Source organism: Streptomyces sp. NPDC005963 (assembly GCF_040638655.1).
Taxonomy (GTDB): domain Bacteria; phylum Actinomycetota; class Actinomycetes; order Streptomycetales; family Streptomycetaceae; genus Streptomyces.
In genome coordinates this window covers 105611-127107 of sequence record NZ_JBEXVD010000002.1, presented here as the reverse complement: position 1 = coordinate 127107, position 21497 = coordinate 105611, and the positions used below count along the sequence as shown (strand labels likewise).

Annotated in this window: 19 protein-coding genes and 1 pseudogene; 10 read left to right on the top strand and 10 right to left on the bottom strand. The window is 69.5% G+C overall.

The genetic code is table 11. From position 1 onward, the window contains the following. Nucleotides 1–224: 224 nt before the first annotated feature. The 3 genes from ABZ348_RS03775 to ABZ348_RS03765 all read right to left on the bottom strand — a co-directional run bounded on the left by ABZ348_RS03775 (nucleotide 225) and on the right by ABZ348_RS03765 (nucleotide 2406). Nucleotides 225–1070, bottom strand: coding sequence for a helix-turn-helix transcriptional regulator (locus tag ABZ348_RS03775; RefSeq protein ID WP_358928994.1), 846 nt, complete (start codon nucleotides 1068–1070; stop codon nucleotides 225–227). Continuing rightward, nucleotides 1067–1819 (bottom strand): DUF6879 family protein, encoded by a 753-nt coding sequence (locus ABZ348_RS03770; protein ID WP_358928992.1) that lies wholly within the window; start codon nucleotides 1817–1819, stop codon nucleotides 1067–1069. The genes ABZ348_RS03775 and ABZ348_RS03770 overlap by 4 nt, the downstream gene beginning before the upstream one ends. Before the next feature lie 170 nt (nucleotides 1820–1989). Then, entirely contained in the window at nucleotides 1990–2406 is a 417-nt protein-coding gene (locus ABZ348_RS03765) for a phage terminase small subunit P27 family (RefSeq protein WP_358928991.1), read from the bottom strand. Nucleotides 2407–3303: 897 nt separating this feature from the next. Between ABZ348_RS03765 and ABZ348_RS03760 the strand changes: the two are divergent. The 3 genes and pseudogenes from ABZ348_RS03760 to ABZ348_RS03750 form a co-directional block, all read left to right on the top strand. Further along, nucleotides 3304–3477 (top strand): annotated as a pseudogene (locus ABZ348_RS03760) (SAM-dependent methyltransferase); the annotation flags it as partial. Between the two features lie 133 nt (nucleotides 3478–3610). Continuing rightward, entirely contained in the window at nucleotides 3611–4105 is a 495-nt protein-coding gene (locus ABZ348_RS03755) for a sigma-70 family RNA polymerase sigma factor (RefSeq protein WP_358928989.1), read from the top strand. Further along, on the top strand, nucleotides 4102–4842 hold the full coding sequence (locus tag ABZ348_RS03750) for a hypothetical protein (protein WP_358928987.1): 741 nt from the start codon (nucleotides 4102–4104) through the stop codon (nucleotides 4840–4842). The genes ABZ348_RS03755 and ABZ348_RS03750 overlap by 4 nt, the downstream gene beginning before the upstream one ends. Before the next feature lie 63 nt (nucleotides 4843–4905). On the opposite strand, the gene ABZ348_RS03745 is transcribed toward ABZ348_RS03750, so the two are convergent. From ABZ348_RS03745 to ABZ348_RS03735, 3 genes are all read right to left on the bottom strand, one after another. Then, nucleotides 4906–5673, bottom strand: a complete 768-nt coding sequence (locus tag ABZ348_RS03745; RefSeq protein WP_358876082.1) for an amino acid ABC transporter ATP-binding protein — start codon at nucleotides 5671–5673, stop codon at nucleotides 4906–4908. Next, nucleotides 5670–6611 (bottom strand): amino acid ABC transporter permease, encoded by a 942-nt coding sequence (locus ABZ348_RS03740; RefSeq protein ID WP_358928985.1) that lies wholly within the window; start codon nucleotides 6609–6611, stop codon nucleotides 5670–5672. Before ABZ348_RS03740 ends, ABZ348_RS03745 begins: the two co-directional genes overlap by 4 nt. A gap of 200 nt (nucleotides 6612–6811) precedes the next feature. Next, the gene (locus ABZ348_RS03735; protein ID WP_358928983.1) at nucleotides 6812–7801 is read right to left on the bottom strand and encodes an ABC transporter substrate-binding protein; all 990 of its coding nucleotides are present in this window, start codon (nucleotides 7799–7801) and stop codon (nucleotides 6812–6814) included. 528 nt (nucleotides 7802–8329) lie between these two features. Here ABZ348_RS03735 and ABZ348_RS03730 point away from each other — a divergent pair. Together ABZ348_RS03730 and ABZ348_RS03725 are read left to right on the top strand one after the other, a co-directional pair. Then, nucleotides 8330–9541, top strand: a complete 1212-nt coding sequence (locus ABZ348_RS03730; protein ID WP_358928981.1) for an NADP-dependent malic enzyme — start codon at nucleotides 8330–8332, stop codon at nucleotides 9539–9541. A 387-nt stretch (nucleotides 9542–9928) separates the two neighbouring features. Further along, entirely contained in the window at nucleotides 9929–10894 is a 966-nt protein-coding gene (locus ABZ348_RS03725; RefSeq protein ID WP_358928979.1) for a zinc-binding dehydrogenase, read from the top strand. Between the two features lie 102 nt (nucleotides 10895–10996). Here ABZ348_RS03725 and ABZ348_RS03720 read toward each other — a convergent pair whose 3' ends face one another. Then, nucleotides 10997–13792 carry a BTAD domain-containing putative transcriptional regulator gene (locus ABZ348_RS03720; RefSeq protein ID WP_358928977.1) on the bottom strand — a complete coding sequence of 932 codons (2796 nt, stop codon included), beginning with the start codon at nucleotides 13790–13792 and terminating at the stop codon, nucleotides 10997–10999. A 140-nt stretch (nucleotides 13793–13932) separates the two neighbouring features. On the opposite strand from ABZ348_RS03720, the gene ABZ348_RS03715 reads away from it, so the two are divergent. Further along, nucleotides 13933–14238 (top strand): beta-Ig-H3/fasciclin, encoded by a 306-nt coding sequence (locus ABZ348_RS03715; protein ID WP_358928975.1) that lies wholly within the window; start codon nucleotides 13933–13935, stop codon nucleotides 14236–14238. Between the two features lie 240 nt (nucleotides 14239–14478). Here the strand turns inward: ABZ348_RS03715 and ABZ348_RS03710 are convergent, their stop codons facing one another. Continuing rightward, on the bottom strand, nucleotides 14479–15423 hold the full coding sequence (locus ABZ348_RS03710) for a PadR family transcriptional regulator (protein ID WP_358928973.1): 945 nt from the start codon (nucleotides 15421–15423) through the stop codon (nucleotides 14479–14481). Between the two features lies 1 nt (nucleotide 15424). Then, nucleotides 15425–16333 (bottom strand): DUF4097 family beta strand repeat-containing protein, encoded by a 909-nt coding sequence (locus tag ABZ348_RS03705; RefSeq protein ID WP_358928971.1) that lies wholly within the window; start codon nucleotides 16331–16333, stop codon nucleotides 15425–15427. Nucleotides 16334–16484: 151 nt separating this feature from the next. On the opposite strand from ABZ348_RS03705, the gene ABZ348_RS03700 reads away from it, so the two are divergent. Further along, nucleotides 16485–17300, top strand: a complete 816-nt coding sequence (locus ABZ348_RS03700) for a hypothetical protein (RefSeq protein WP_358928969.1) — start codon at nucleotides 16485–16487, stop codon at nucleotides 17298–17300. A gap of 161 nt (nucleotides 17301–17461) precedes the next feature. Here ABZ348_RS03700 and ABZ348_RS03695 read toward each other — a convergent pair whose 3' ends face one another. After that, nucleotides 17462–17644, bottom strand: coding sequence for a DUF6104 family protein (locus tag ABZ348_RS03695; protein ID WP_358928967.1), 183 nt, complete (start codon nucleotides 17642–17644; stop codon nucleotides 17462–17464). Between the two features lie 118 nt (nucleotides 17645–17762). On the opposite strand from ABZ348_RS03695, the gene ABZ348_RS03690 reads away from it, so the two are divergent. The 3 genes from ABZ348_RS03690 (at nucleotide 17763) to ABZ348_RS03680 (ending at nucleotide 21496) form a co-directional block, all read left to right on the top strand. Continuing rightward, nucleotides 17763–18299 carry a CU044_2847 family protein gene (locus tag ABZ348_RS03690; protein ID WP_358928965.1) on the top strand — a complete coding sequence of 179 codons (537 nt, stop codon included), beginning with the start codon at nucleotides 17763–17765 and terminating at the stop codon, nucleotides 18297–18299. After that, nucleotides 18296–20302: a trypsin-like peptidase domain-containing protein gene (locus tag ABZ348_RS03685; protein ID WP_358928963.1), complete on the top strand. Its 2007-nt coding sequence runs from the start codon at nucleotides 18296–18298 to the stop codon at nucleotides 20300–20302. The genes ABZ348_RS03690 and ABZ348_RS03685 overlap by 4 nt, the downstream gene beginning before the upstream one ends. A gap of 180 nt (nucleotides 20303–20482) precedes the next feature. Next, a complete protein-coding gene (locus tag ABZ348_RS03680; protein ID WP_358928961.1) occupies nucleotides 20483–21496 on the top strand; it encodes a MoxR family ATPase in 1014 nt (337 codons plus the stop codon). Nucleotide 21497: the final 1 nt, after the last annotated feature.

Genomic DNA, 21497 nt, shown 5'->3' with positions numbered 1-21497 from the left:
CAGCGGGGCTCGGCGATGTTGACAGGCAGCGGACTCTGCGGATCGCTCGGCACGATGGTCACGGGGCCGTATGTCTTTCCGCTGTCCCGAGAGACACGTAGCGTCATCGCGCTGCGCCTGGTGATGTTCGTACTGTCTTGGCTCACCGTCCCGCCTTTCGTATCTGGCTTTGTGTGCCAGAACGCTAAGCAAGGTGGAGGAAGCCAGAAGGGCCGTATTCGCGGTTATTCTCGCGGGCTCAGGAACTGTTTCGCCCGTACGAGCGCACGGTGAGCCTCGGCTCCGTACAGAGCGTTCCTCTCCAATGCCTCCCATGCACGCACGTGCAGTGCAACGTCCTCGGCATCGTCCAACCACATCTCGGCGTGCCATGTCTCGGTGATCACGAGACTGTCGTCATGCACGGAGAAGCCAACCCCGGCGGGTACGTTCATGTCCGCCTCGAACGGCACGATCCCTACCCTGACGTTCCCCGGACCGAGCCGCCCCACGATCCGGTCGAGCTGTGCGGAGAGCACAGCGGGTGGGCACGGCCGGGCCCGTAGCGCTCCCTCCCACATGAGGAAGTGAAACGACCGGCTCTGATCGGTGAGGATGTCTTGCCGCCCCATGCGCGCCTGTACGGCAGCTTCTATGTCCCTGGGGGCGGTATGGATCGCGGAGTACCGGGTCAGGACGGAGCGGGCATAGTCGGCGGTCTGCAAGAGTCCCGGTATCAGTGCGGGGTCGAAGCTGCGGCGAGAGTGCGTCCTCTGCGCCTGCGCCCAGTGCGCCTCCTGCGCGGCGCGGTATCCGCCGGCCAGTTGCCGACGCCAGGACCGGTATTGCGTCTCCAACCCCCGCAGGCGCCCGACCAGCTCGCCTGCGGCCCCTGGGTTCCCGGTCCCCTCGGCCCACGCCGTGAGATCAGCGACGGTCGGCGTCTGCTTGCCGTTCTCCAGCTTGCTGATCTTGGACTGGCCCCACTCAAGCCGGTCGGCCAGTTCGCGACCCGTGATCCCACCCTCGGTACGCAGTTCCCGCAGGCGCGCACCGAGGGACACCCGGGCTTGCTGAAAGTCCGTACTCACTCAGCGGACGGTACCTGAGCCGTGAACTCCCGGTACGGGACTGCGTGGTGCCAAGCAGCATCCCGCGTCTGGCAGGCCCGCAGCACTTCGGCCGGATCAGTGATCATCTCCATGCCGATGGTGCGCTCACCCTCGAAATGGAAGCGGGCCACGGTACGGGAGTCGAACAGCCAGAAGTCCGAGAGGTTCACGCCGTGGCGCTCGGCATCATCCCGCCACAGATGCCGGATGTCCTCGCCGGCTGCGACGTTCGTCCGTGCGCACGCCAGTAGGTACTGCTGTCCCACGGTCGGCGGGTTGTCCACGATCCGAACCCGCTCGAACCGCTTGCCGCTTTCCACCATGCGCCGCACGTTGGCGAACCACGGGTGCCCGACTTCCCCTGCGGTGTCGCCGGTCCGCAGGAACTCTTGGTACGACGGCATCGCTTGGTCGGACGCGTACCCGCTCCGGGTCTCCAGCCGCCATGCGGTGTGCTCGAATCCGTCATTGATGAACTCGTTGATTTTCTGCTGCGGAACGAACTCCGGCACGTGCGTGACCTCCCTCGGAGTGAAATTCGCCAGCAGCGCCCGAGGGACGACCACGAACGCTTCTCCCTCTTTGACGTACTTGAGCTGCGCCACGTCCGTCGGGTCGGTCACCGCGTCCCCTTGCACGACCACTTCCCCTGTGTCCAGGTCCTCGTACAGTGTCGGGCAGTCGCCCACTCCGGACGTGCTCCCGAGGACCCGCAGACGCCTAGCCATGGCTGTTCCCCTCGTCGTCGGACACAACAGCGCAAGCATGATGATCCAGCGGGGCACCTGTCCGGGGTGATTCTCGATTATTCGCATCCCCGGAAACACGAAGAAAGCCCCCGTACGCGTCACCCGAAGGAGACGAACACGGGGGCTGCATGGTGTGGCTGATTTCTGCACTAGTCCCAGATATCCGAGTCGTCTTGCTGTGGCTCGGGCAGGGTGATGCTGGTCCGGGCGCTTGATGAGAGGCCGAGTTCCCGGATGTACCGGGCGAGCTGCGTGCGGTACTGCCCTGCGATGGTGGCGGCGCCGTTCTTCACGGTCCCGCGCTCGGCCGTCACGATCAGCCCGCGCTCGGAGAGGTCCCGCTCCGCCTGGTCGATTCGGGCAACGCACACGCACAGATCCTCGACCGTGGTGTGGTCCACCTCCCCGATACCCGCTGCCACTTCCAGGATCGGAACAATGCGCCGCCACTCCTCCGACGCGACCCCGTGACAGCGGACGTTCGCCAGCTCGACAGCGGGTTCGGGTGAGAACTTGAACACGTCAGACCAGTCCGGCTCGGCGAGGACCGCACGCGGAACGATCACGCCCTCCTTGACAGCCGGGGCCCCTTCCCGTGCGCGTTGGACTGCCGACTTTGGTCCGTATCTATCCGCCACGCATTCTCACTTCCTGTGCTTGAACAGGTTCCAAGGAACCCAAAAATGCATGCAGCTCTGCCGAGAGTTCTTGCGCTCCCTGCCGCTCGGGATTGGGCGGGGGTGACCCCCTCCCCCTGGTCAGAACGGCGGGAGCTCGCGCGATTCCCGCTGTGACCGAGCCTCAGCAACCAAACCGCCCGGTTGATTACGTGCGGTCTCTCGGTTGTGGCACGCAACGCACAGCGGACGCAGATGACCCGCAGCGTCAGGGTTCGCATCACCCTGTGCAATCAACGCGCGTCGACTGAAAGGGAAGTGATTGGCCAGACGGCCACACAGCACGCACCACGGATGCTGGTACAGGTAGGCCCTACGGATGCGCTGCCAACGCGTGTCATACACAGCGCCACCACGTGAAGCACGGTCCGCGTTCGCCTCGCGCTCATGGACAGCACAGCGCCCGCCGGCTCTGGTCAGCTCAGGGCACCCGGGTACCGAGCACGGGGGGCGAGGACGTCTGGGCATGGGGGCACCTCCTCGGCAGGTGGAAGGAGTGGCTCAAGCCCTGACCGCTCTGCGGGGTGCGGGACAATGAACTATCGAGAGCTGGTGTGCAATTGGGTGGCCTTCGATGGGAGAGCGGCTGTGAGTACTACGGAGGAACGACCGGCGGTTGACATCCGAGTCGGGGGGTTTCGTCTGACCGTGCAGCGGATCCCTGTACGGCTCCTGACTGTCCTTGTCACCCTCGGAGGGTCCGGCCTAACGGCGTGGCTGACGACCCGCTAGAACGGCGGACTGTCGGCCTCAAAGTCCTCACGCGTCTTGAGCTGGGCGGGTCAGGACCCCGCCCTCGCCGGGCCGGTCGCGGAGCGCTTCGCGATCTACGGCGAACACGCGGACGGTGAGACGCCCTCCGCCGGATGGCACGCCGAAACCCTGCGGGCTGCCGGATGCGGCGAAGCGCGCACGGTCTGGTCCTCTCCCTCGGACTGCATGGTCCTCGCCCTGAAGTGACGTTCCGTCACTGGCATTCGACGGTTCCCGGCCGTCTTCCGATGTACATCGACCCCGGGTGCAACCCTTCCATGGGCCCATCGCACTAGAGAGACGGCGGCCCGCGCTCGGTGGGCCCGGGGGAGGGGCGGCGATGAGGCGGGCCGAAGAGGATGCCGCGCTGCACGCATTCGTGGAGGGGCGACGCGCAGCACTGTTCCGCAGTGCCTATCTGCTGTGCGGCGACCGGGACGAAGCCGACGACCTTGTACAGACGACCCTGGTCAAGGTCGTCCTCGGCGGGCGCCGGCACGTGCGCCTGGACAACATCGAGGCGTATGCGCGCAAGACCCTGATCAACACCTTCATCGCCTCCCGTCGGCGGTTCTGGCGGCGGGAGCACGCGTACGCGGAGGTCCCCGATCAGGCCCGGGCTCCGGAGACCGACCGGGAAACGGGTCTGCTGGTCCGTGAAGCACTGGCACGACTGACACCGATGCAACGGGCCGTCGTCGTGCTGCGCTACTGGGAGGACCAGACGGTCTCGGCCACCGCCGAGCTGCTCCACATGCGGGAGAACACGGTGAAGAGCCATGCGGCCCGCGGTCTTGCCGCGCTGCGGGCTGAGGTGCGGGAGGAATTCGTATGAACGACGTCAAGGACCTACTGGAGCGGGCGGCGGCGGATGCGGGACGCTCCACGGTCTCCAGCGAGCATGTCTACGCCCGGGCGGCCTACATTCGCAGTTGCCGCAGAGCGGTGGCCAGCGGGGTGCTGGTGGTCGTCCTCGCGCTGGTGGCGTTCGTGCGTCCGGCGTTCGATACCTGGCTCGATGAACGGCACTCATCGGCGGCGGGCCAGAAGCGTCCGGCGAGGGCGTTCCCGATCCCGATCAATGAGATTCAACGGCTGGAAGCCATCGTCGAGCTGCTGCCAGAGCGACTGCACCCAGGGGGTGGCTTCATTCAGACGGACAGTCTCTACGACCGCCGCCACCAGGCTCCCCAGGACGTGATCGGGCCCTTCGACGGGCGATTCCGCATTCCCAGCGGATACCTCTACATCGAGGTCTTCGACGAGGACGATCTGATGCGGACCACACGTGCGATCCACATGCACACCCTGTGCGAGGGCAGGTACCAGGACAATTGTTCGACCACGGATCTGCCCGGGATTGGAAAGTTGGAAATCTGGGAGCAGAAGGAGCCGCCCATTTCGCAGTGGCATGGGTTTCGCGGGGGGTTTTCCGGAGTCCTCAAACTGGAGAACGGTTCCGTACTCACCATCAGTGAAGCGGTCTCGATCAAGACTCGGCTCAAGTCGCTTACCCGGGACGAGTTCCGCGAGCTGATGCTCCGCGTCGAGTTCCTGCCCGAGGGCATGTAGCCCCCGAATTGCGAAAGAGGGCGGTACGGGGCGAAGCGCCCCGTACCGCCCTCTTTCGTGCCGTCAGAGCACCTTCGACAGGAAGGACTTCGTCCGGTCGTGTTGCGGGTTGGTCAGCACATCGCGCGGATGGCCCGACTCGACCACCACGCCGTCGTCCATGAAGACCAGGGCGTCGCCGACCTCGCGGGCGAAGCCCATCTCGTGGGTGACGACGACCATCGTCATCCCGTCCTCCGCCAGACCGCGCATCACGTCCAGTACGTCGCCGACCAGTTCGGGGTCGAGCGCGGACGTCGGCTCGTCGAACAGCATCAGCTTGGGCTCCATCGCGAGCGCCCGGGCGATCGCCACCCGCTGTTGCTGACCGCCCGACAGTTGGGACGGGTAGTTCATGGCCTTGTCCGCGAGGCCCACCCGGTCGAGGAGTTGCTCGGCCCGGGCGCGGGCCACGGCGCGGGCCTCGCCCTTGACCTGGACCGGAGCCTCCATGACGTTCGCGAGGGCCGTCATATGGGGGAAGAGGTTGAACCGCTGGAAGACCATGCCGATGTCCCGGCGCTTGACGGCGACCTCACTGTCCTTCAGCTCGTAGAGCTTGTCCCCCTTCTGGCGGTAACCGACCAACTCGCCGTCGACGTAGAGCCGGCCGGCGTTGATCTTCTCCAGATGGTTGATGCAGCGCAGGAAGGTGGACTTGCCGGATCCGGAGGGACCGATCAAACAGAAGACCTCTCGGGGGGCGACCTCCAGATCGATGCCCTTGAGGACCTCGATCAGACCGAAGGACTTGTGCACGCCCTCCGCCTTGACCATGGCGTTCGTGCTCATGCGGAGACTCCCTTCGGGCGGCGCACCGAGAACACGGTGGACTTGATCTTCTGGAACGGGGTCGGGGGCAGGCTGCGGCTGGAGCCGCGGGCGTAGTGCCGCTCCAGGTAGTACTGGCCCACGCTCAGGATCGACGTCATCACCAGGTACCAGGCGGCGGCCAGGAAGTACATCTCCACCGGGGCGCCGGAGGACTGGCCGATGTTCTGCGCCTGCCGGAACAACTCCGTGAACTGGACCGCGGCGACCAGTGAGGTCGTCTTGAGCATATTGATGACTTCATTGCCCGTCGGCGGCACGATGACCCGCATCGCCTGCGGGATCACGACGCGGCGCAGCGTCTTGCTCTGGCTCATGCCGAGCGCGTGCGACGCCTCTGTCTGCCCCTCGTCGACCGAGAGCAGACCCGCACGGCAGATCTCGGCCATGTACGCGGCCTCGTTGAGTCCGAGCCCCAGGAGCGCCGTCAGCATCGGCGTCATGAATTGGGACCACTCGTCCTTGTAGAAGCCGAGGTTGATGGTCTCGAAGACGAGCCCCAGGTTGAACCAGACGAAGAGCTGGACCAGGACCGGGGTGCCGCGGAAGAACCAGATGTAGAACCAGGCGATGGAGGAGGTCACCGGGTTCTTGGAGAGGCGCATCACCGCCAGCAGGATGCCTCCGACGATGCCGATCAGCATCGACAGGAAGGTGAGGACCAGGGTCTTCCAGACGCCGTCCAGAATGCGGTCGTCGAAGAAGTAGTCGGGGATGGCATCCCAGTTGACCTTGCCCTGGGAGAAGGCGTTGACGACCAGCGCGAAGAGCGCGATCGCGACAACGGCGGCGATGTACCGGCCGTAGTGGCGCACGGGGATGGCCTTGATGGCCTCCGGGCGGGTGGGTGGTGGCGGCGGTGTGTCGTCCGGCCCCGTCTTTTCGATGTCGACTGTCACAACGAGCCTTTCAATGCCGAGTCGGCCGGGACATGGCCTGGTCGGGGGTCCTGTACTTCACCGGGGTGAAGCACCGGGCGGTGCACGGCGCTCGCAGGTGTCTACTCGCGTTGGCCTGCGTCGTGCTGAACCGCCCGGTGACGGGCCCGGTGAAACCCCGGCCGGGGGTCGGTCCGGCCGGGGATTCCTACCCGTTGGGGTCAGGTACCACCGTTGACCTTGGCCTCGGTCACCGCACCGGCGGCGACGCCCCACTTGTCGACGATCTTCTGGTACTCGCCGTTCTTGATGATCGCCTCCAGCGCCTTCTGGACGGCGTCGCGCAGCTGGTCGTTGCCCTTGGCGATGGCGATGCCGTACGGGGCGGCCTCCACCTGCTCGCCCACGATCTGGAAGTCGTTGCCGCCGCCCGAGGTCTTCACGGCGTAGGCGGCCACCGGGAAGTCGGACGAACCGGCGTCGGCGCCACCGGCGCGCAGCCGGGTCTGGGCCTCCAGGTCGTTGTCGAACGCCTCGATGGTGATCTTGCCCTTGGCGCCGCACTTGGCGCTCTCGGCCTTGGCGAGGTCCTCGGAGACCGTGCCGCGCTGGACGGCGATCTTCTTGCCGCACAGGTCGGCCCAGGACTTGATGCCCTTGTCGTCGCCCTTCTTGGTGTAGATCGAGACCCCGGCGGTGAAGTAGTCGACGAAGTCGACGCCCTCGCCGACCTTCTTCTTGGTCTCGGAGTCGACACCGTCCTGGCGGTCCTTGGTGTCGGTCATGGCCGACATGGCGATGTCGTACCGCTTGGAGCGCAGGCCCGTGATCAAGGTGTCGAAGGTGCCGTTCTCGAACTCGAAGTCGACTCCGAGCTGCTTGCCGAGGGCTGCGGCGATGTCGGGGTCGATGCCCACGGTCTTGCCGGCGTCGTCCTTGAACTCGACCGGCGGGTAGGCGATGTCGGATCCGACCTTGACCTTGCCCTGGTCCTGGATCGCCTTGGGCAGCAGATCGTGCAGCGGCGCTCCGCCCTGTGAGCTGGAACCGGTGCTCTCGGTCGTCTTCTTGCTGCCGCCGTCGGTCTGGTCGCCGCACGCGGTCAGCAGCATGGAGCCGGCGACCGCGACAACGCCTACCGCGATGAACCGGGAGTTGAGGGTCTTCCGGGTCTTCGGGGTGGTCGTCGTGCGCGTGATGCTTGCGGTCATGAGCGGGGTCCTCCGGCGTGTCAGAAAGCTGCCATTTCTTGTTCGTATCCAGGTCAGGTACTCACCGTCGAGTGTCCCGACCTTGTGTGTTTTCGGCATCTTGCCATTCGGACTAGCCCAATCAGGGGGCCGCGCATGTCAAAATCGCATAACGGGACACCCCCGACCTCCCGTCGATCGGGCCACCGGGGCCGAATCATTGACGGGAGGGCCGCCTTCTGGCCGGAAGATCTACGGCTTCTGCCGGTTCACGGGAAGGACATACGGCACAAGCTCGACGTGTCGTGATATTCGGCGATGAGTCATGCCGTCCAACGGGATATGAACTCGTCTTCGGGGGCCTCCGTCCGGTATGAAGGACGATTACACCCCTCATCCGGGGCTCAGGGCGCGTGTGCGGCGCGCCCGCGTGTGCGTATTCACCCTGCCCGGCGGGCCAACCGTCGACGTGGGGCACGGACACGGTGCCCGCCCCTCCTCAACCAGGAGTGGAAACCCTCAACTGATGAAGAAATAAGGGGTCAACCCATGGCAGCGGAGATCGTCAACCCCCATAGCGACAGCACGACGGAGAGTGCTCCTGAGGAGCCCTTCGATCCGGCTTTCGCGCTCCACCGCGGCGGGAAGATGGCCATTTCGGCCACCGTTCCCGTGCGGGACAAGGACGACCTGTCCCTCGCATACACCCCCGGCGTCGCCAAAGTGTGCTCCGCCATCGCGGAGCAGCCCGAGCTGGTCCATGACTACACCTGGAAGTCCCAGGTCGTCGCCGTGGTCACGGACGGGACCGCGGTGCTGGGCCTCGGTGACATCGGACCCGAGGCGTCCCTTCCGGTGATGGAGGGCAAAGCGATCCTCTTCAAGCAGTTCGGCGGCGTCGACGCCGTGCCGATCGCGCTGGCCACCAAGGACACCGACGAGATCGTCGAGACCGTGGTCCGGCTCGCGCCCTCCTTCGGCGGGGTCAACCTGGAGGACATCTCGGCGCCGCGCTGCTTCGAGATCGAGCGCCGGCTCCAGGAGCGGCTGGACATCCCCGTCTTCCACGACGACCAGCACGGCACGGCCGTGGTGACCCTTGCGGCGCTGAACAACGCGGCCAAGCTGACCGGCCGTGGCATCGGCGAACTGCGTGCGGTCATCTCCGGCGCGGGCGCGGCGGGCGTGGCCATCGCCAAGTTCCTGCTGGAAGCCGGTCTCGGCGATGTCGCCGTCGCCGACCGCAAGGGGATCGTCAGCAAGGACCGCGACGACCTCAACCCGGTGAAGCGCGAGCTCGCCGAGATCACCAACCGGGCGGGACTCAGCGGATCGCTGGAGTCGGCCCTGGCCGGGGCCGATGTCTTCATCGGTGTCTCCGGCGGCACGATCCGCGAGGAAGCGGTGGCCTCCATGGCGCCCGGCGCGTTCGTCTTCGCCATGGCCAACCCGAACCCCGAGATCCACCCCGACGTGGCCCACCGGTACGCGGCCGTCGTGGCGACGGGACGCAGTGACTTCCCGAACCAGATCAACAACGTGCTGGCCTTCCCCGGGATCTTCGCGGGCGCGCTCCAGGTGCGGGCGTCCCGGATCACCGAGGGCATGAAGATCGCCGCGGCCCAGGCACTCGCCGACGTCGTGGGCGACGCGCTGGCCGCCGACTACGTGATCCCCTCGCCGTTCGACGAGCGCGTCGCACCGGCCGTGACGGCTGCTGTGGCCGCTGCCGCCCGGGCGGAGGGCGTGGCCCGACGGTGACGCCGGGCGGGCCGTCCCGCCCCCGAGTGGTCGGGCGCTGACCTGCGGGCCGGCGCACCCACTCCGGACCGGGAGCCCGCCGACCCGTCGAGGACGCCTCAGGGCCCCACCCCCCATGGAAATCAAGCGGGGGAGGGGCCCTGGCTGCTGTTCGGAACCGCCGCGGCGGTCGGTGTGCCGGCCGGTGGTCCCTCGGACGGCGGCGGCCATCCGGGACGCGGAGCGGTCCGACCGCTGCCGGCACCCGGGCGCAGGGCCCTCTGCTCGCCCCAGCCCCTGCCGGTTACTCCGGACGGATGTACCACCACCTCACCGTGATCGCGAAGGCGTTACGTGTCACACTCCCGCGTGGTTCCGCCGCCCGCACCCCAGCCCTAGGGTCGAGCCATGTTCGCCGCCTACGCCGCTCGTATCGACCCCGACCGCCCCCTCGACGGGCTGGAGCTGGGTGACGTCCCGGCTCCGCAGGACCGGCCCGGCTGGACCACGATCACCGTCAGAGCCGCTTCACTCAACCACCACGACCTCTGGTCGCTGCGCGGTGTTGGTCTGCCCGAAGAGCGGCTGCCGATGGTCCTGGGGTGCGATGCCGCGGGGATCGACCCCGAGGGCCGTGAGGTGGTGCTCCACTCCGTCATCGGCCAGAGCGGTCACGGCGTCGGCCCCGCCGAACCCCGTTCCATCCTCACCGAGCGCTATCAGGGCACGTTCGCCGAGCGGGTCTCCGTACCCACCTGGAACGTGCTGCCCAAGCCGAAGGAGCTCTCCTTCGAGGAGGCGGCCTGTCTGCCCACGGCCTGGCTCACCGCGTACCGGATGCTGTTCACCAACGCCGGGGTGCGTCCCGGGGACTCCGTCCTCGTGCAGGGCGCCGGCGGCGGGGTCGCCACCGCTGCCATCGTCCTCGGCAAGGCCGCGGGCCTGCGGATGTACGCCACCAGCCGGGACGAGTCCAAACGGCTGAGGGCCCTGGAACTCGGCGCTGAGGAGGCGTTCGAGCCGGGGGCGCGGCTGCCGCACCGCGTGGACGCGGTGATCGAGACCGTCGGCGCCGCCACCTGGTCTCATTCGGTCAAATCGCTGCGCCCCGGGGGCACTCTGGTGATCTCAGGGGCGACCAGTGGGGACCGTCCCGCACATGCCGAGTTGACCCGCATCTTCTTCCTGGAGTTGAAGGTCGTCGGCTCCACGATGGGTTCCAAGGAGGAACTCCAGGCGTTGCTCAACTTCTGTGCTGCGAAGGGCGTGCGGCCGGTCATCGACGATGTGCTGCCGTTGGACCGGGCCCGGGAGGGATTCGAGCGGATGGCGTCGGGCGGGGTGTTCGGCAAGATCGTGCTCACGCCGTCCTGACCGCCGGTGGTGCCCGCACCCGACCTCGCGTGGTGGAGGGAGGCGTCGTGATGCGTCGCCGTGAACCGTACGAGCGGCCCGACTGGCGACACCCCCGGTGGGTCACTCACCCCGGCCGCCCTCGCGCAGTCCGGCCAGGCGCTCCCGTACGGCGTTGGCCTCCGGGTCCCACAGTGCGTCGAACATCGCGGCGGCCCGCTCCCAGACCTCCTCGGCCTCCGCCGTACGGCCCGTCACCATCAGGGTGTCGCCCAGCCTGACCAGGGTCTCGGCCTCGTGGTAGCGGTCGGCCGAGGACCGGAACAGCCCGATCGCCTCCTCATAGCTGTCCACCGCCCGGTCGTACTGGGCCAGGTGGTGGTAGGCGAACCCCAGGCTGTCCAGGGTGGCGGCCTGCCCGTTGCGATCGCCTGCCTGCCGTTGTCGCTCCAACGCGCGGGTGCAGTGGTCGATGGCGGCCGGGTAGTCGCCCGCAGCGGCGTGGAGCCAGCCCATCGCATTGAGGGTGCGGGCCTCGCCGTCCCGGTTGCCGGAGAGCCCGTGCAGACGCAGCGCCTCGCGCCCGTGTTCCAGCGCCTCCGCCAGCCGACCGCTCATGTAACACAGCTCGACGTAGTTGTGCAGGGTCTGGGCCTGCCCGGTCCGCTCGTCCAGCCGCTCGTACAGTTCCAGGGCCCTGCGCAGGAGCCGTTCGGCGGAGTCGAGGGCGCCGAGCCTGGCATCGGCCCGGGCGAGCAGTCGACAGGCCATGGCCTCGCCCACCTCGTCGCCGGAGCGCTCGGCGGCGGCCACCGCGGTCTCCTGGACCGTGCGCTGGTCCTGCCAGAGGCCGAGGGGCGCCAGATAGGCGGTGAGGGCCCAGGCGAGCTGCCAACTGTACGTTTCGAAGCCGCACGCCGCGGCCTGCGCGACCGTTCGCAGCAGCACCTGGCGCTCGTCGGCGAACCACACGAGCGCGGCCTCGGCGTCCCGGGCGCAGTCGCCGCTGTTCGACGGCAGCGGTGGTACGGGCACGACGGCCGGCCACTGCGGCTGCACGAGCACGGCGGCGGCGTGTGCGCGGTGCAGACAGTGGTCGTAGAACCGCTCCCGGGCCTGGAACACACCGGAGGACGGCTCGGTGGACAGGACAAGCGCGGCGGCGTACGTCCGCAACAGATCGTGGAACAGATAGCGGCTGGGGAGGTGTTCGGTCAGCAGGTGTAGCCGGGTCAACTCCCGCAGGAGGGGCCTGACGGAGTGCACCGGGGCACCGGCCAGCGCAGCTGCGGCGTCAAGGGTCAGATCAGGTCCCGGGTGCAGCCCGAGCAGCCGGAACAGCCGGGCAGCCTCTTCGGAGAGGGCCAGATAGGACCAGGACAGGACCCGCTGGGCATCGCCGTCCTCCAGTACGTCCAGCAGGGCTCCGGTGGGGCGGAGTTCGGCCGCGAAGGAGTGCAGGGGGAACGACGGGTGGTTCGCCACCCGTGCGGCGACGACGGCGAGGGCGAGGGGCAGCCGCCCGGTCAGGGCCACGATGTCGGCGGCGGCGTCCGGTTCGGCCTCCACCCGCGGGCCCAACCGGCGGGCCAGCATCCGGGCCGACTCCTGTGCGCTCAGCACGTCGAGGGTCAGCGACCGTGCACCCTCGGACGTCACCAGACCCTGGAGCCGGTCCCGGCTGGTGACGACCACCACGCTGCTGCCGGCGCCGGGGAGCAGCGGCCGGACGTGGGCGGAGTCCCGGGCGTTGTCCAGCACCAGCAGCATCCGCCGGGAGGCCAGGAGGCTGCGGAACAGACCCGCACGGGCCTGTGTACCGGACGGTATCCGGGCCTGCGGTACGCCCAGCGCCTGGACGAACCCCTGGAGGGCGTCGGCTGCGGACACCACCCCGCTCTCGTCGTACCCCCGCAGGTCCACGTGGAGTTGTCCGTCGGGGAACCGGTCGGCGACCCGGTGGGCCCAGTGGAGCGCGAGCGTCGTCTTGCCGACGCCGGCCATCCCGGAGATGGCTGTGATCACCACCCCCGCCGCTCGGGCAGCCTGGTCGTCCGTGGGGCGGAGGCCGGAGTCGAGCACGGCGACGGCCTCATCCCTGCCGACGAAATCGGGTGTGATGAGGGGGAGTTGCCGGGGTCGGGGCGGCGGTGGCGGGGAGTCGCCGGCGGCCGTGGTCGATCGCTGCTTGAGGATGTCCCCGTGCAGGCGCGTCAACTCCGGGCCGGGTTCCAGACCGGTCTCCCTGACCAGGGCGTCGCGCACCTTGCGGTACGCCTCCAGGGCTCCCCCCACATCGCCCACCCGGTACAGGCCGAGCATCAGATGGCCCCAGGCCCGCTGTCGCAATGGATGGGAGGCCACCAGTCTCCGCATCCGCAGCACCGCCTGGGAGAGGTCGCCCTCCGCGAGCAGCGCCTGGGCGTAGTCCTCTTCGGTGTGGCAGCGGCGTTCCTCCAGACCGGTGGCCCAGGGCTCCAGGACCTCCGGCAGCGAGAGCCCTTCGAGGACCCGGCCGCGCCACACGGCGAGCGCCCGGGACAACTCCTCGCAGGCCAGGGCGGGATCGTCGGCCGCCAGGGCACGGCGGCCCCGGAAGGCGGCCTCGTCGAAGCGCTCCACGTCCGTCCCGCCCGGTGGGACGCGGAGCAGATAGCCGCCCCGGGTGTGCGGCATGCCGGTCCAGGAGCCGTCGCCGCCCAGGGCGCCGCGCAACCCCCGTGCATAGGTCCGCAGGTTGGCGGCGGCGGACGCCGGTGGGTCCTCGCCCCACAGGGCGGCCACCAGCACACCGGTCGGCACCGTCTCCGAGGGGCGGCTGAGCAGGGTGGCCAGCAGCAGGCGCTGCTTGATGGAGCCCAGGGCGATGCGTTGGCCATGGAGAGTGACCTCCAGGGGGCCGAGGAGAGCGAAGCGCACCGTCACCAACCATGTCGCGAGAGTGGGGCCCACAACGCGGGCCGTCCGACGTCGAGTTGTGCACACGTCGTGCGCACGTTGTGCGCACGGCAGCCTAACCTTCGGGCTGTTGTGAACAACCTCTTGGCAAGGAGTACGTGATGCGAATGTCCCGGAAGGCTGCACAGGCCGCGGTGACCGCGGTGACCCTCGTCGGTTCCCTGGCGCTCTCGGCGGCGCCCGCGGCGGCGGCGACCACGGCCCCGTCCTGCATCGGCCGCATGGTCACGGAGACGACCAACGGGTTCGACGTCCTGCTCACCAACAACTGCTCCGGCACCCGTTCGGTGAAGGTCGTTGTCTCCCTGGCTTCGGACAGCCGCTGTTACACATTGGCGCGCGGTGCGAGCACGCTGTACATCTACCGCGGAGTCCTCGGGAACTACGACCGTACGGTGAACTGCTGACGCCACGCCGCGACAGCAGTGCGCAGCCACATCGCCACGCAGCCACAACGACGCGTCGGCCGCGGGGGTGCCTGACGACGCCGGACGGGCCGTAGTGTGCTCCTGCCACCGTCACGCCGGGTGAGAACGGTGGATCTCGGGGCGGATGTGGGGCGCGTTCCACAGCGGGCCCCGGGAACCCCGGGGCCCGCTCGCACGACCGCCCTGGGCGGTACCACCGAGAGACGGGCCCGCGGTGGCCTACTTCCTCCGGACGAGCGCGGCCACGATGTGGGCGGCGGCCGTGGACAAGTGCCGGCGGGCGGCGACCAACTCCGCCTCGGTCACGCCGTGGTCCCTGGCCGCGTCGCGGATGTCGTCGCGGAACCGGTCCAGCAACCGGTCCAGGTCTCTTGCCGGGTCACCCGTCGACGGGATGTCCCTGGGCCACTCCTCGTCCGCCGAATCCGGCCGGGGAGGTGTCGGGGGAGACGGGGCCGCCGGTGGGGCGGGCGGCGGGGGCGCCGGGGAGTCCTCCGGTGACGGGGGCATCCCTGCGTTCCTCGCCAAACCGCTGAGCTGCGACGTCAGCTCCGACAGCCCCTCCCGCAGACCCGTCGGCCAGTCCCCGCGGGCGAAGTGGTCCTGAACCTGGTCCTGGACCTGCTTGGCGATGCGCTGCACATCGCTCCGCGCCTTCTCGTGGGCTTCCTTGGCCTGCCGGCGGGCCCGTTGGGCGTCCTCACGGGCGCGGCGCGCCTGTTCCTGCCACTCGTGGGTGACCTTGGCCCACTCCTCCTTCTCCTGGCTGGGCGAAGTGCCCGCCCGGGAGGTCGCCGCCCGTACCTCGCTGCGCAGCTTGCCCGCTGCGCCGCGCACGTCGTCGCGGATCTCCGCGGCGAGTTCGGAGACGGACTCCCGGATCTCCAACTCCAGATCCGCCAGTTCGCCACTGCGGCCCGCGAGTTCCGCGCGCCCCGCATCGGTGAGCGAGTAGACCTTGCGGCCCCCCTCGGTGGCGTGGGTGACGAGCCCTTCCGCCTCCAGTTTGGCGAGCCGGGGGTAGACCGTTCCTGCGGACGGCGCGTACAGGCCGTGGAAGCGCTCTTCCAGCAGGCGGATCACCTCGTACCCGTGGCGGGGTGATTCGTCCAGGAGCTTCAGCAAGTACAGGCGCAGTCGGCCGTGCGCGAAGACGGGAGGCATGTCAGAGCACCTTTCCGGGGTGGGGGGTGTCGGTGTCGTCCGCGCCCCCGGCGGGCGGTTCGTCCTCCGGGACCTCGGAAGCCTCGGGCGGCCTGCGGAGCAGGGCGATGGAGCCTGACATGGTGGTCGCCTTGAGCTTGCCCGTTCCGGACCCCAAGGTGCCGGTGATCTTCTTGGCGCCCCACTGCCCGCTCACCCGCAGGTCCTCGAAGGCGTTGGAGATTGAACCGCTGGCCGTGTTGGCGTCGACCTCGGCATCGGCGGGGTGCGGCAGCCGGATCGCCACCTCGCCGGAGACCGTCGTCAGACTGACGTCGGTCGGGACCGCCCTGCCGTCGTCGTGCGCGGCGAGGTCCACCAGCATGTCCCCGCTGACGGTGTCGGCCCTCACCCGCGAGCCCGCTCCGCCCTCGATGACGGTCAGATGCCCGGACACCGAGTGGTAGCGCAGCCGTCCCGTGACGCCCTGGGTCTCCAGATTGCCCGACACGGTCTCGGCCAGGACGTCGCCGGCGAGCCGGACGAGGGTGGCGTCGCCGTGGACGCTGCGGACGGATGTCGCGCCGCGAACACCGGAGATCACCGCGCCCGCGCCGACCACGCCGATCTCCACGCTGGCGTCGAGGGGCACCGCGAGCGAGACGACCACGTCACGGTGCCAGCCCTTGCGGTCGAGCCACTTCAGCCAGTTGGTCCAGGGCAGGTCCTCGTAGGCGACGGTGAGGGTGGAACCCTCCTGGGTCACCACCAGGGCGGGCCCGTCGAGTTGGGTGACCTCCAGCCGGGCCGAGTCGCCTTCCGTCCCCACGACATTGACCGTTCCGTTGACGACCCGCACCTTGAGCGCGGTCACGGGCCCGTCGAAGGAGAGCTTCTGCGGCTCCTTGACCTCCCACGTCGACACCGCCATGACGCTGACCTCCCCGTCGGCCGTGACGCAACATATCGCGTCTTTCCCTAGATACGATATATCGCGAACGGCGGGTGTCAAGGTTCGCCCATCGGGCCAGTGGAGGGCCGTAGCGGGTCATAAGCGGGCGAACTGGCCTAGCGTGAGATGCATGAACGCAACACCCACCGGAGCACTCCTGCTGTGCCGGGCCGACCCCCTCGCCACCCGGCCCCCGGCGCAGCTGCTGCGCGAACAGCTCCTGCTGGCCCCCGCCGGTGAGGGCTGGAGCGTTCTCGTACCGGAAGGAAGGCCCTGGCGGGACAGCGGCGAGTCCGTGGAGAGGGTCCTCGCCGGCTGGGCCTCCGCGATGGCCATCGGGACCAGCGGGCCCGTGGTCGCCCTGTGGTGGGACGGCGAGCGCGCGGGGGCGACCCTGGCCTCCGGATTCCGCCGTCAGGTCGGGTACGTATGGCTGGCGGACGGCACCGCCGTCGGCGAGGACGAGGCGATGCGGACCTTCGCCGCCCGCCTCGGCCTCGATCCCGTCCTGGACGTCCAGTCGCTCGAACCCCTCACCCGTCCGGACCCCGAATCTGATGCCCGCTCCCGGCTGCTCGGGCTGATCGCCGTACTGTCCCGGGCCGGACTCGAACTGCCGCCCGGGCTCGCCCCGGGAGAATCCGCCGGCCAGCTGCGGGCGACCGCACAGGCGCACGGCGCGCAGACCGTCCAGTGGGTGGGCTGGCGCGGTGCGGTACGAGCCGAGATCCAGGCCGTCGAAGACGGTCTCGACCACTGGCTCGGCACCTCGCACGAGCGCTCGCCGGTCCGGGCGATCGCAGCCCTGCAACTGGGTGCCGGGGTGCCCCTCACCCTCTGGGGCCTGCGGCGGCGCAGTCCCGGTTGGGTGGTCGCAGGGGCGGTGCTGATCCTGCACGGCTGTGCGGGACTGAGCGCCGAACGACGACGCGATCCCACCGTCTGAGCGGGCGTTCCGGCGCGCCCGCTCATGTCCTCCCACACGGTCCCGGCCCCGGACCTCCTACACGTACCAGTCTTTGTACGCGTTCTCGTCCCGCCTGGTTCTGCGTCGTGGCCGGCCGAGTCGTTCTCGTCGGCCCACTCTGCCCACTCTGCTTAGTCTGCCTAGTCGTCTTCGTCTTCGTCGTCCAGCCGGGCCAGCCAGGTGGCCAGCCGTTCCACCGGCACCTCGAAGTCAGGGTTGAGGTCGACGAAGGTGCGCAACTGTTCGGCCAGCCACTCGAAGGTGACCTCCTCCTGGCCGCGCCGCTTCTCCAGCTCCTCGATGCCGCGATCGGTGAAGTACAAGACATGCTCCTGGGGCTAACGGGGGACTACCTCATCAGACTACGGCGATCGTCGACGGCCGGGTCCGCCGGACCGGCGGACCCGTGACGACCGGCCGGCCACCGAGAAGCGGGGAACCGTGAACGGACGCATCCAAGAGATCGAACTGCCCGGGGGAGCCGTCGTGCACGCCCGGCTCTCCCCTCCCGGAGGGGGCTACTGGGAAGACGAGGAGGACGTGGGAGTCGGGGAACACGCCGTCGCCCGGGTCCGGCAGCTACGCGAGTTGATAGCCGGCATCGGCGACTCGGTGCTCCAGGCGGCAGCCGCCGCGGGCCCCGACGAGGCGAGCGTCACCTTCGGGATCGAACTGACCGCCAAGTCCGGGGCGGCACTCGCCGTCCTCGCCACGGGGGAGAGCAAGGCGTCCGTCCAGGTCTCCTTGACCTGGTACCTCCAGGACCAGCCGCCGGGCCGCCCCGGACGAGCCCCCGGACGGCCGGACGCCGTTCCCGACCCGACTGCCACCACCGCGGACGGGCCGGGCCCACCCGGACCGCCCCAGCAGCCGCCGGGCGCACCGCCCCAGCAGCCCGATCCGCTGCCGGCTCCGCCCCGACACCCACCCGCCCCCGCCCACCCCATCAGCCCCCCACGTCCACCCACTCTCCCGTGATCGCCTCCGAGTCCGGTGCCGACCCCATCATCGACGCCCTCGCCCGGGCCGCCACCGTCCAACTGCGGGCACCGGACGAACACGGCGGCGCCTGCTGGGGCACCGGGTTCTTCGTCGCCCCCGGCCGACTCCTCACCTGCGCCCACGTCCTCGCGCCCCATCTGCGGGGCGCCCCCGACCGGATCTTCTGGATCGAGGGGAGCGAGGTCAACGGCGGCGATCCGCTGCCCGCCCGGCTGGACGCCTGGCTCCTCGACGGCCCCGCCAGGCCCGAGGTGCGGGTGCCCGTCGAACAGGACCTGGCACTGGTGCGATTGCTGGACGCGGCGGTGGAACACGAGTGCGTGTGGCTGACCGACCGCACCGACTACCCCGGCGGTCGCGGTGTCGTCCAGGGCTACCACCCCGATACCGCCGAAGGGGCTCCCCGCGGCGCCGTGCGCTGGAAGGCGACCGTCCGGATCAACGGCTTCGACGACGACCACGGCCTGCGGTTCCGCCCCGAGGCGGAGTTCCCCAAGGGCGGCTCCGGATCGCCCGTCCTGGACGCCCACACCGGAGCGGTCGTCGGCCTGCTGAAGTCCCGGCGCATCGGCAAGGACGGCGGAACGGCCATCGCCGCCACCGCCCTGCGCCGGTTCGGCACCCGCTACCACCAGTTGATGGCCGACCACGACCGCTGGCACGGCCAGTCCCCCAAGATCACCGGACACAACTGGATCGAACGCCAACACCAACTCCCCGGCTCCGGCATCCACAGCGGCGGCGACCAGTGGAGCCCCCGGGACCGACGCGAAGCCCTCTCCCAACTCGCCGCCATGACCGCCCCTGACGGCATCAGACCGGTCGCCGCGCTGGCCCGTAAGGCCCGCGGCGAGATCCCCCCACCACCCGGGCAACTGCCCCCGTACACCTGGCGGGACGGGCACGGCCTGCTGTACGAGGCCGGCCAGCCGGTCGCCGCCATCGCCGCGCTCCACTACCTCCAACTGGTCGCCGAGTACGAGCGGCTGCGCGGCGGCGACCCGACGGCCCTGGTCCGCTGGGTGGCGCTGCGGCTCCAGGAGGTGCCCCGCATCGTGCACACCGTCGTCACCCAGGCCACCCTGCCGCCGGCACTCCTCCAGGGCCCCGCCTCCTTCGGGCAGCGGCCCGCCGTCGTCCGCTACCCCTGCGTCGGGGACGGCCGGGCCGTCGTCGTCGTCGAACTCGACCCCGTCATCGACGCCCGCACTCCCCGTTTCTACTGGCGCATCCGGGTCGACGACGGCCACGGCGTCGATGAACCGCTCCACGAGGAGCAGCACGGCGACGGCGTACCGCCCGAGCGCCTGATCCAACGGCTGCGCACCCCCCTCGCCGAGGTCTTCGCCGCCGTCGACGCACCCGGCGCGCCCGCGCCCCTGGAGGTCGCACTCCCCGCGGACCGCTTCGACACCGCCGTACACCGCTGGCAACTCACCGAAATGGCCCGGCTGCACCACCCGGCCCATGTCGGAGTGCGGCGGATGGTGGTGCTGCGCGACATCTCCCGAAGGGGGAACCCGGACGAGCGCTGGCGACAGCGCTGGGAAGCACTGGAGCACGCCGGCGCACCGACGGCCCACCGCACGCCTCCCGTACGACAGGTGCCCAGGGCCCGGCACTTCGACGCCCTGGCACCGTCAGCCGTACCCGTCCTGTGTCGACCCGCGGGCAGCGGCGTGGGACGACGGGCCATCGGCCTGGCGCTCGCCGCCGGGTACGGCATCGCCCTCTGGCACACCGACGGACACCCCGAGTACGGCTGCACCGAGACCTGCGACCGCTTCCACGACGGCGCCGCACTCCTGCTGGGACAGGCCGCAGACGCACGGGAACTGCCCGACCGCCTACGACGCATCAGGGATGACATCAGCGGATCGCGGAACAGCAGGCACTGGGCGGAAGGGGCCGCCATGCTCTACGACGATCCCGGCCGTCCACTGCCCACCGACGACGGCGACCCGCTGGACTCGCCCTGACCGGCACCGCACCCGCGACGACCGACCCCCGACCGACCCCCGACCGATTGCTGACCCCCCCGACCGACCGCCACCCGCCACCACCCCCTCGCCGCCGGGACCAGTCATGGGACGGCGGGGCACTGGGTACGTATTCCGCGTTGCCCGCCACGGCCCCGGGCCGCCGTTAAGGAGCGAGCGATGGACGACTGGCTGATCTACCGGGGCACGGGAGCCCCCGACCCCGAGCGCATCCTGTCGCTCCCCCCGCCCCCGCCCTGGCGCGCCTTCTGCGGCGAGCCGCTGCCTGACGCCGCACCGCCCATCGAAGCCTCCTCGCTCCGACGGCTCGGCAACCGCATCGAGACACCACCCGCCCAGGACGCCGAAGCGCTCCAACTGATCAACGCTGCGCTCTATCTGCGCCGCCCCCTCCTGGTCACCGGTGAACCCGGCTCCGGGAAGTCCACCCTCGCCCACTCCATCGCGTACGAACTCGGCCTCGGCCGCGTCCTCCAGTGGCCCATCGTCAGCCGCACCGAACTCACCGACGGCCTGTACACCTACGACGCCATCGGCCGACTCCACGACGCCCAACTCGCCGAACGCGGCAACCCCTCCCACAGCGACGACATCGGCCGCTACATCAGGCTCGGCTCGCTCGGCACCGCCCTCCTCCCCGCCACCCGGCCCCGCGTCCTGCTCATCGACGAACTCGACAAGAGCGACATCGACCTCCCGAACGACCTGCTCAACGTGGTGGAGGAAGGCGAATTCGCCCTGCCCGAACTGGAACGGATCGCTGACCGCCCCGGCCACGACGAGATCCGCGTCCTCACCGACGACGGCCGCCGCGTCCCCGTGCACGACGGACGGGTGCGCTGCCACGCCTTCCCCCTGGTGGTGATGACCAGCAACGGAGAACGCGACTTCCCCGCACCCCTGCTGCGCCGCTGCATCCGACTCCACCTTGACCCGCCGCGCGACGAGCGACTGGCCGCCATGGTGCAGGCGCACTTCGGGACCGGCTCCGACGAACGCAACCTCGATCTGATCGGTCACTTCACCAGCGAGGACGGCGACGGCGAACTGCGCCCCACCGACCAGTTGCTGAACGCCATCTACCTCACCCAGCACACGGTGCGCACCGAGCCCGGACGCCGCGAGGAGATCGCCGACCTCCTGATGCGGCCCCTCGACACCAGGCAGGGGTGAC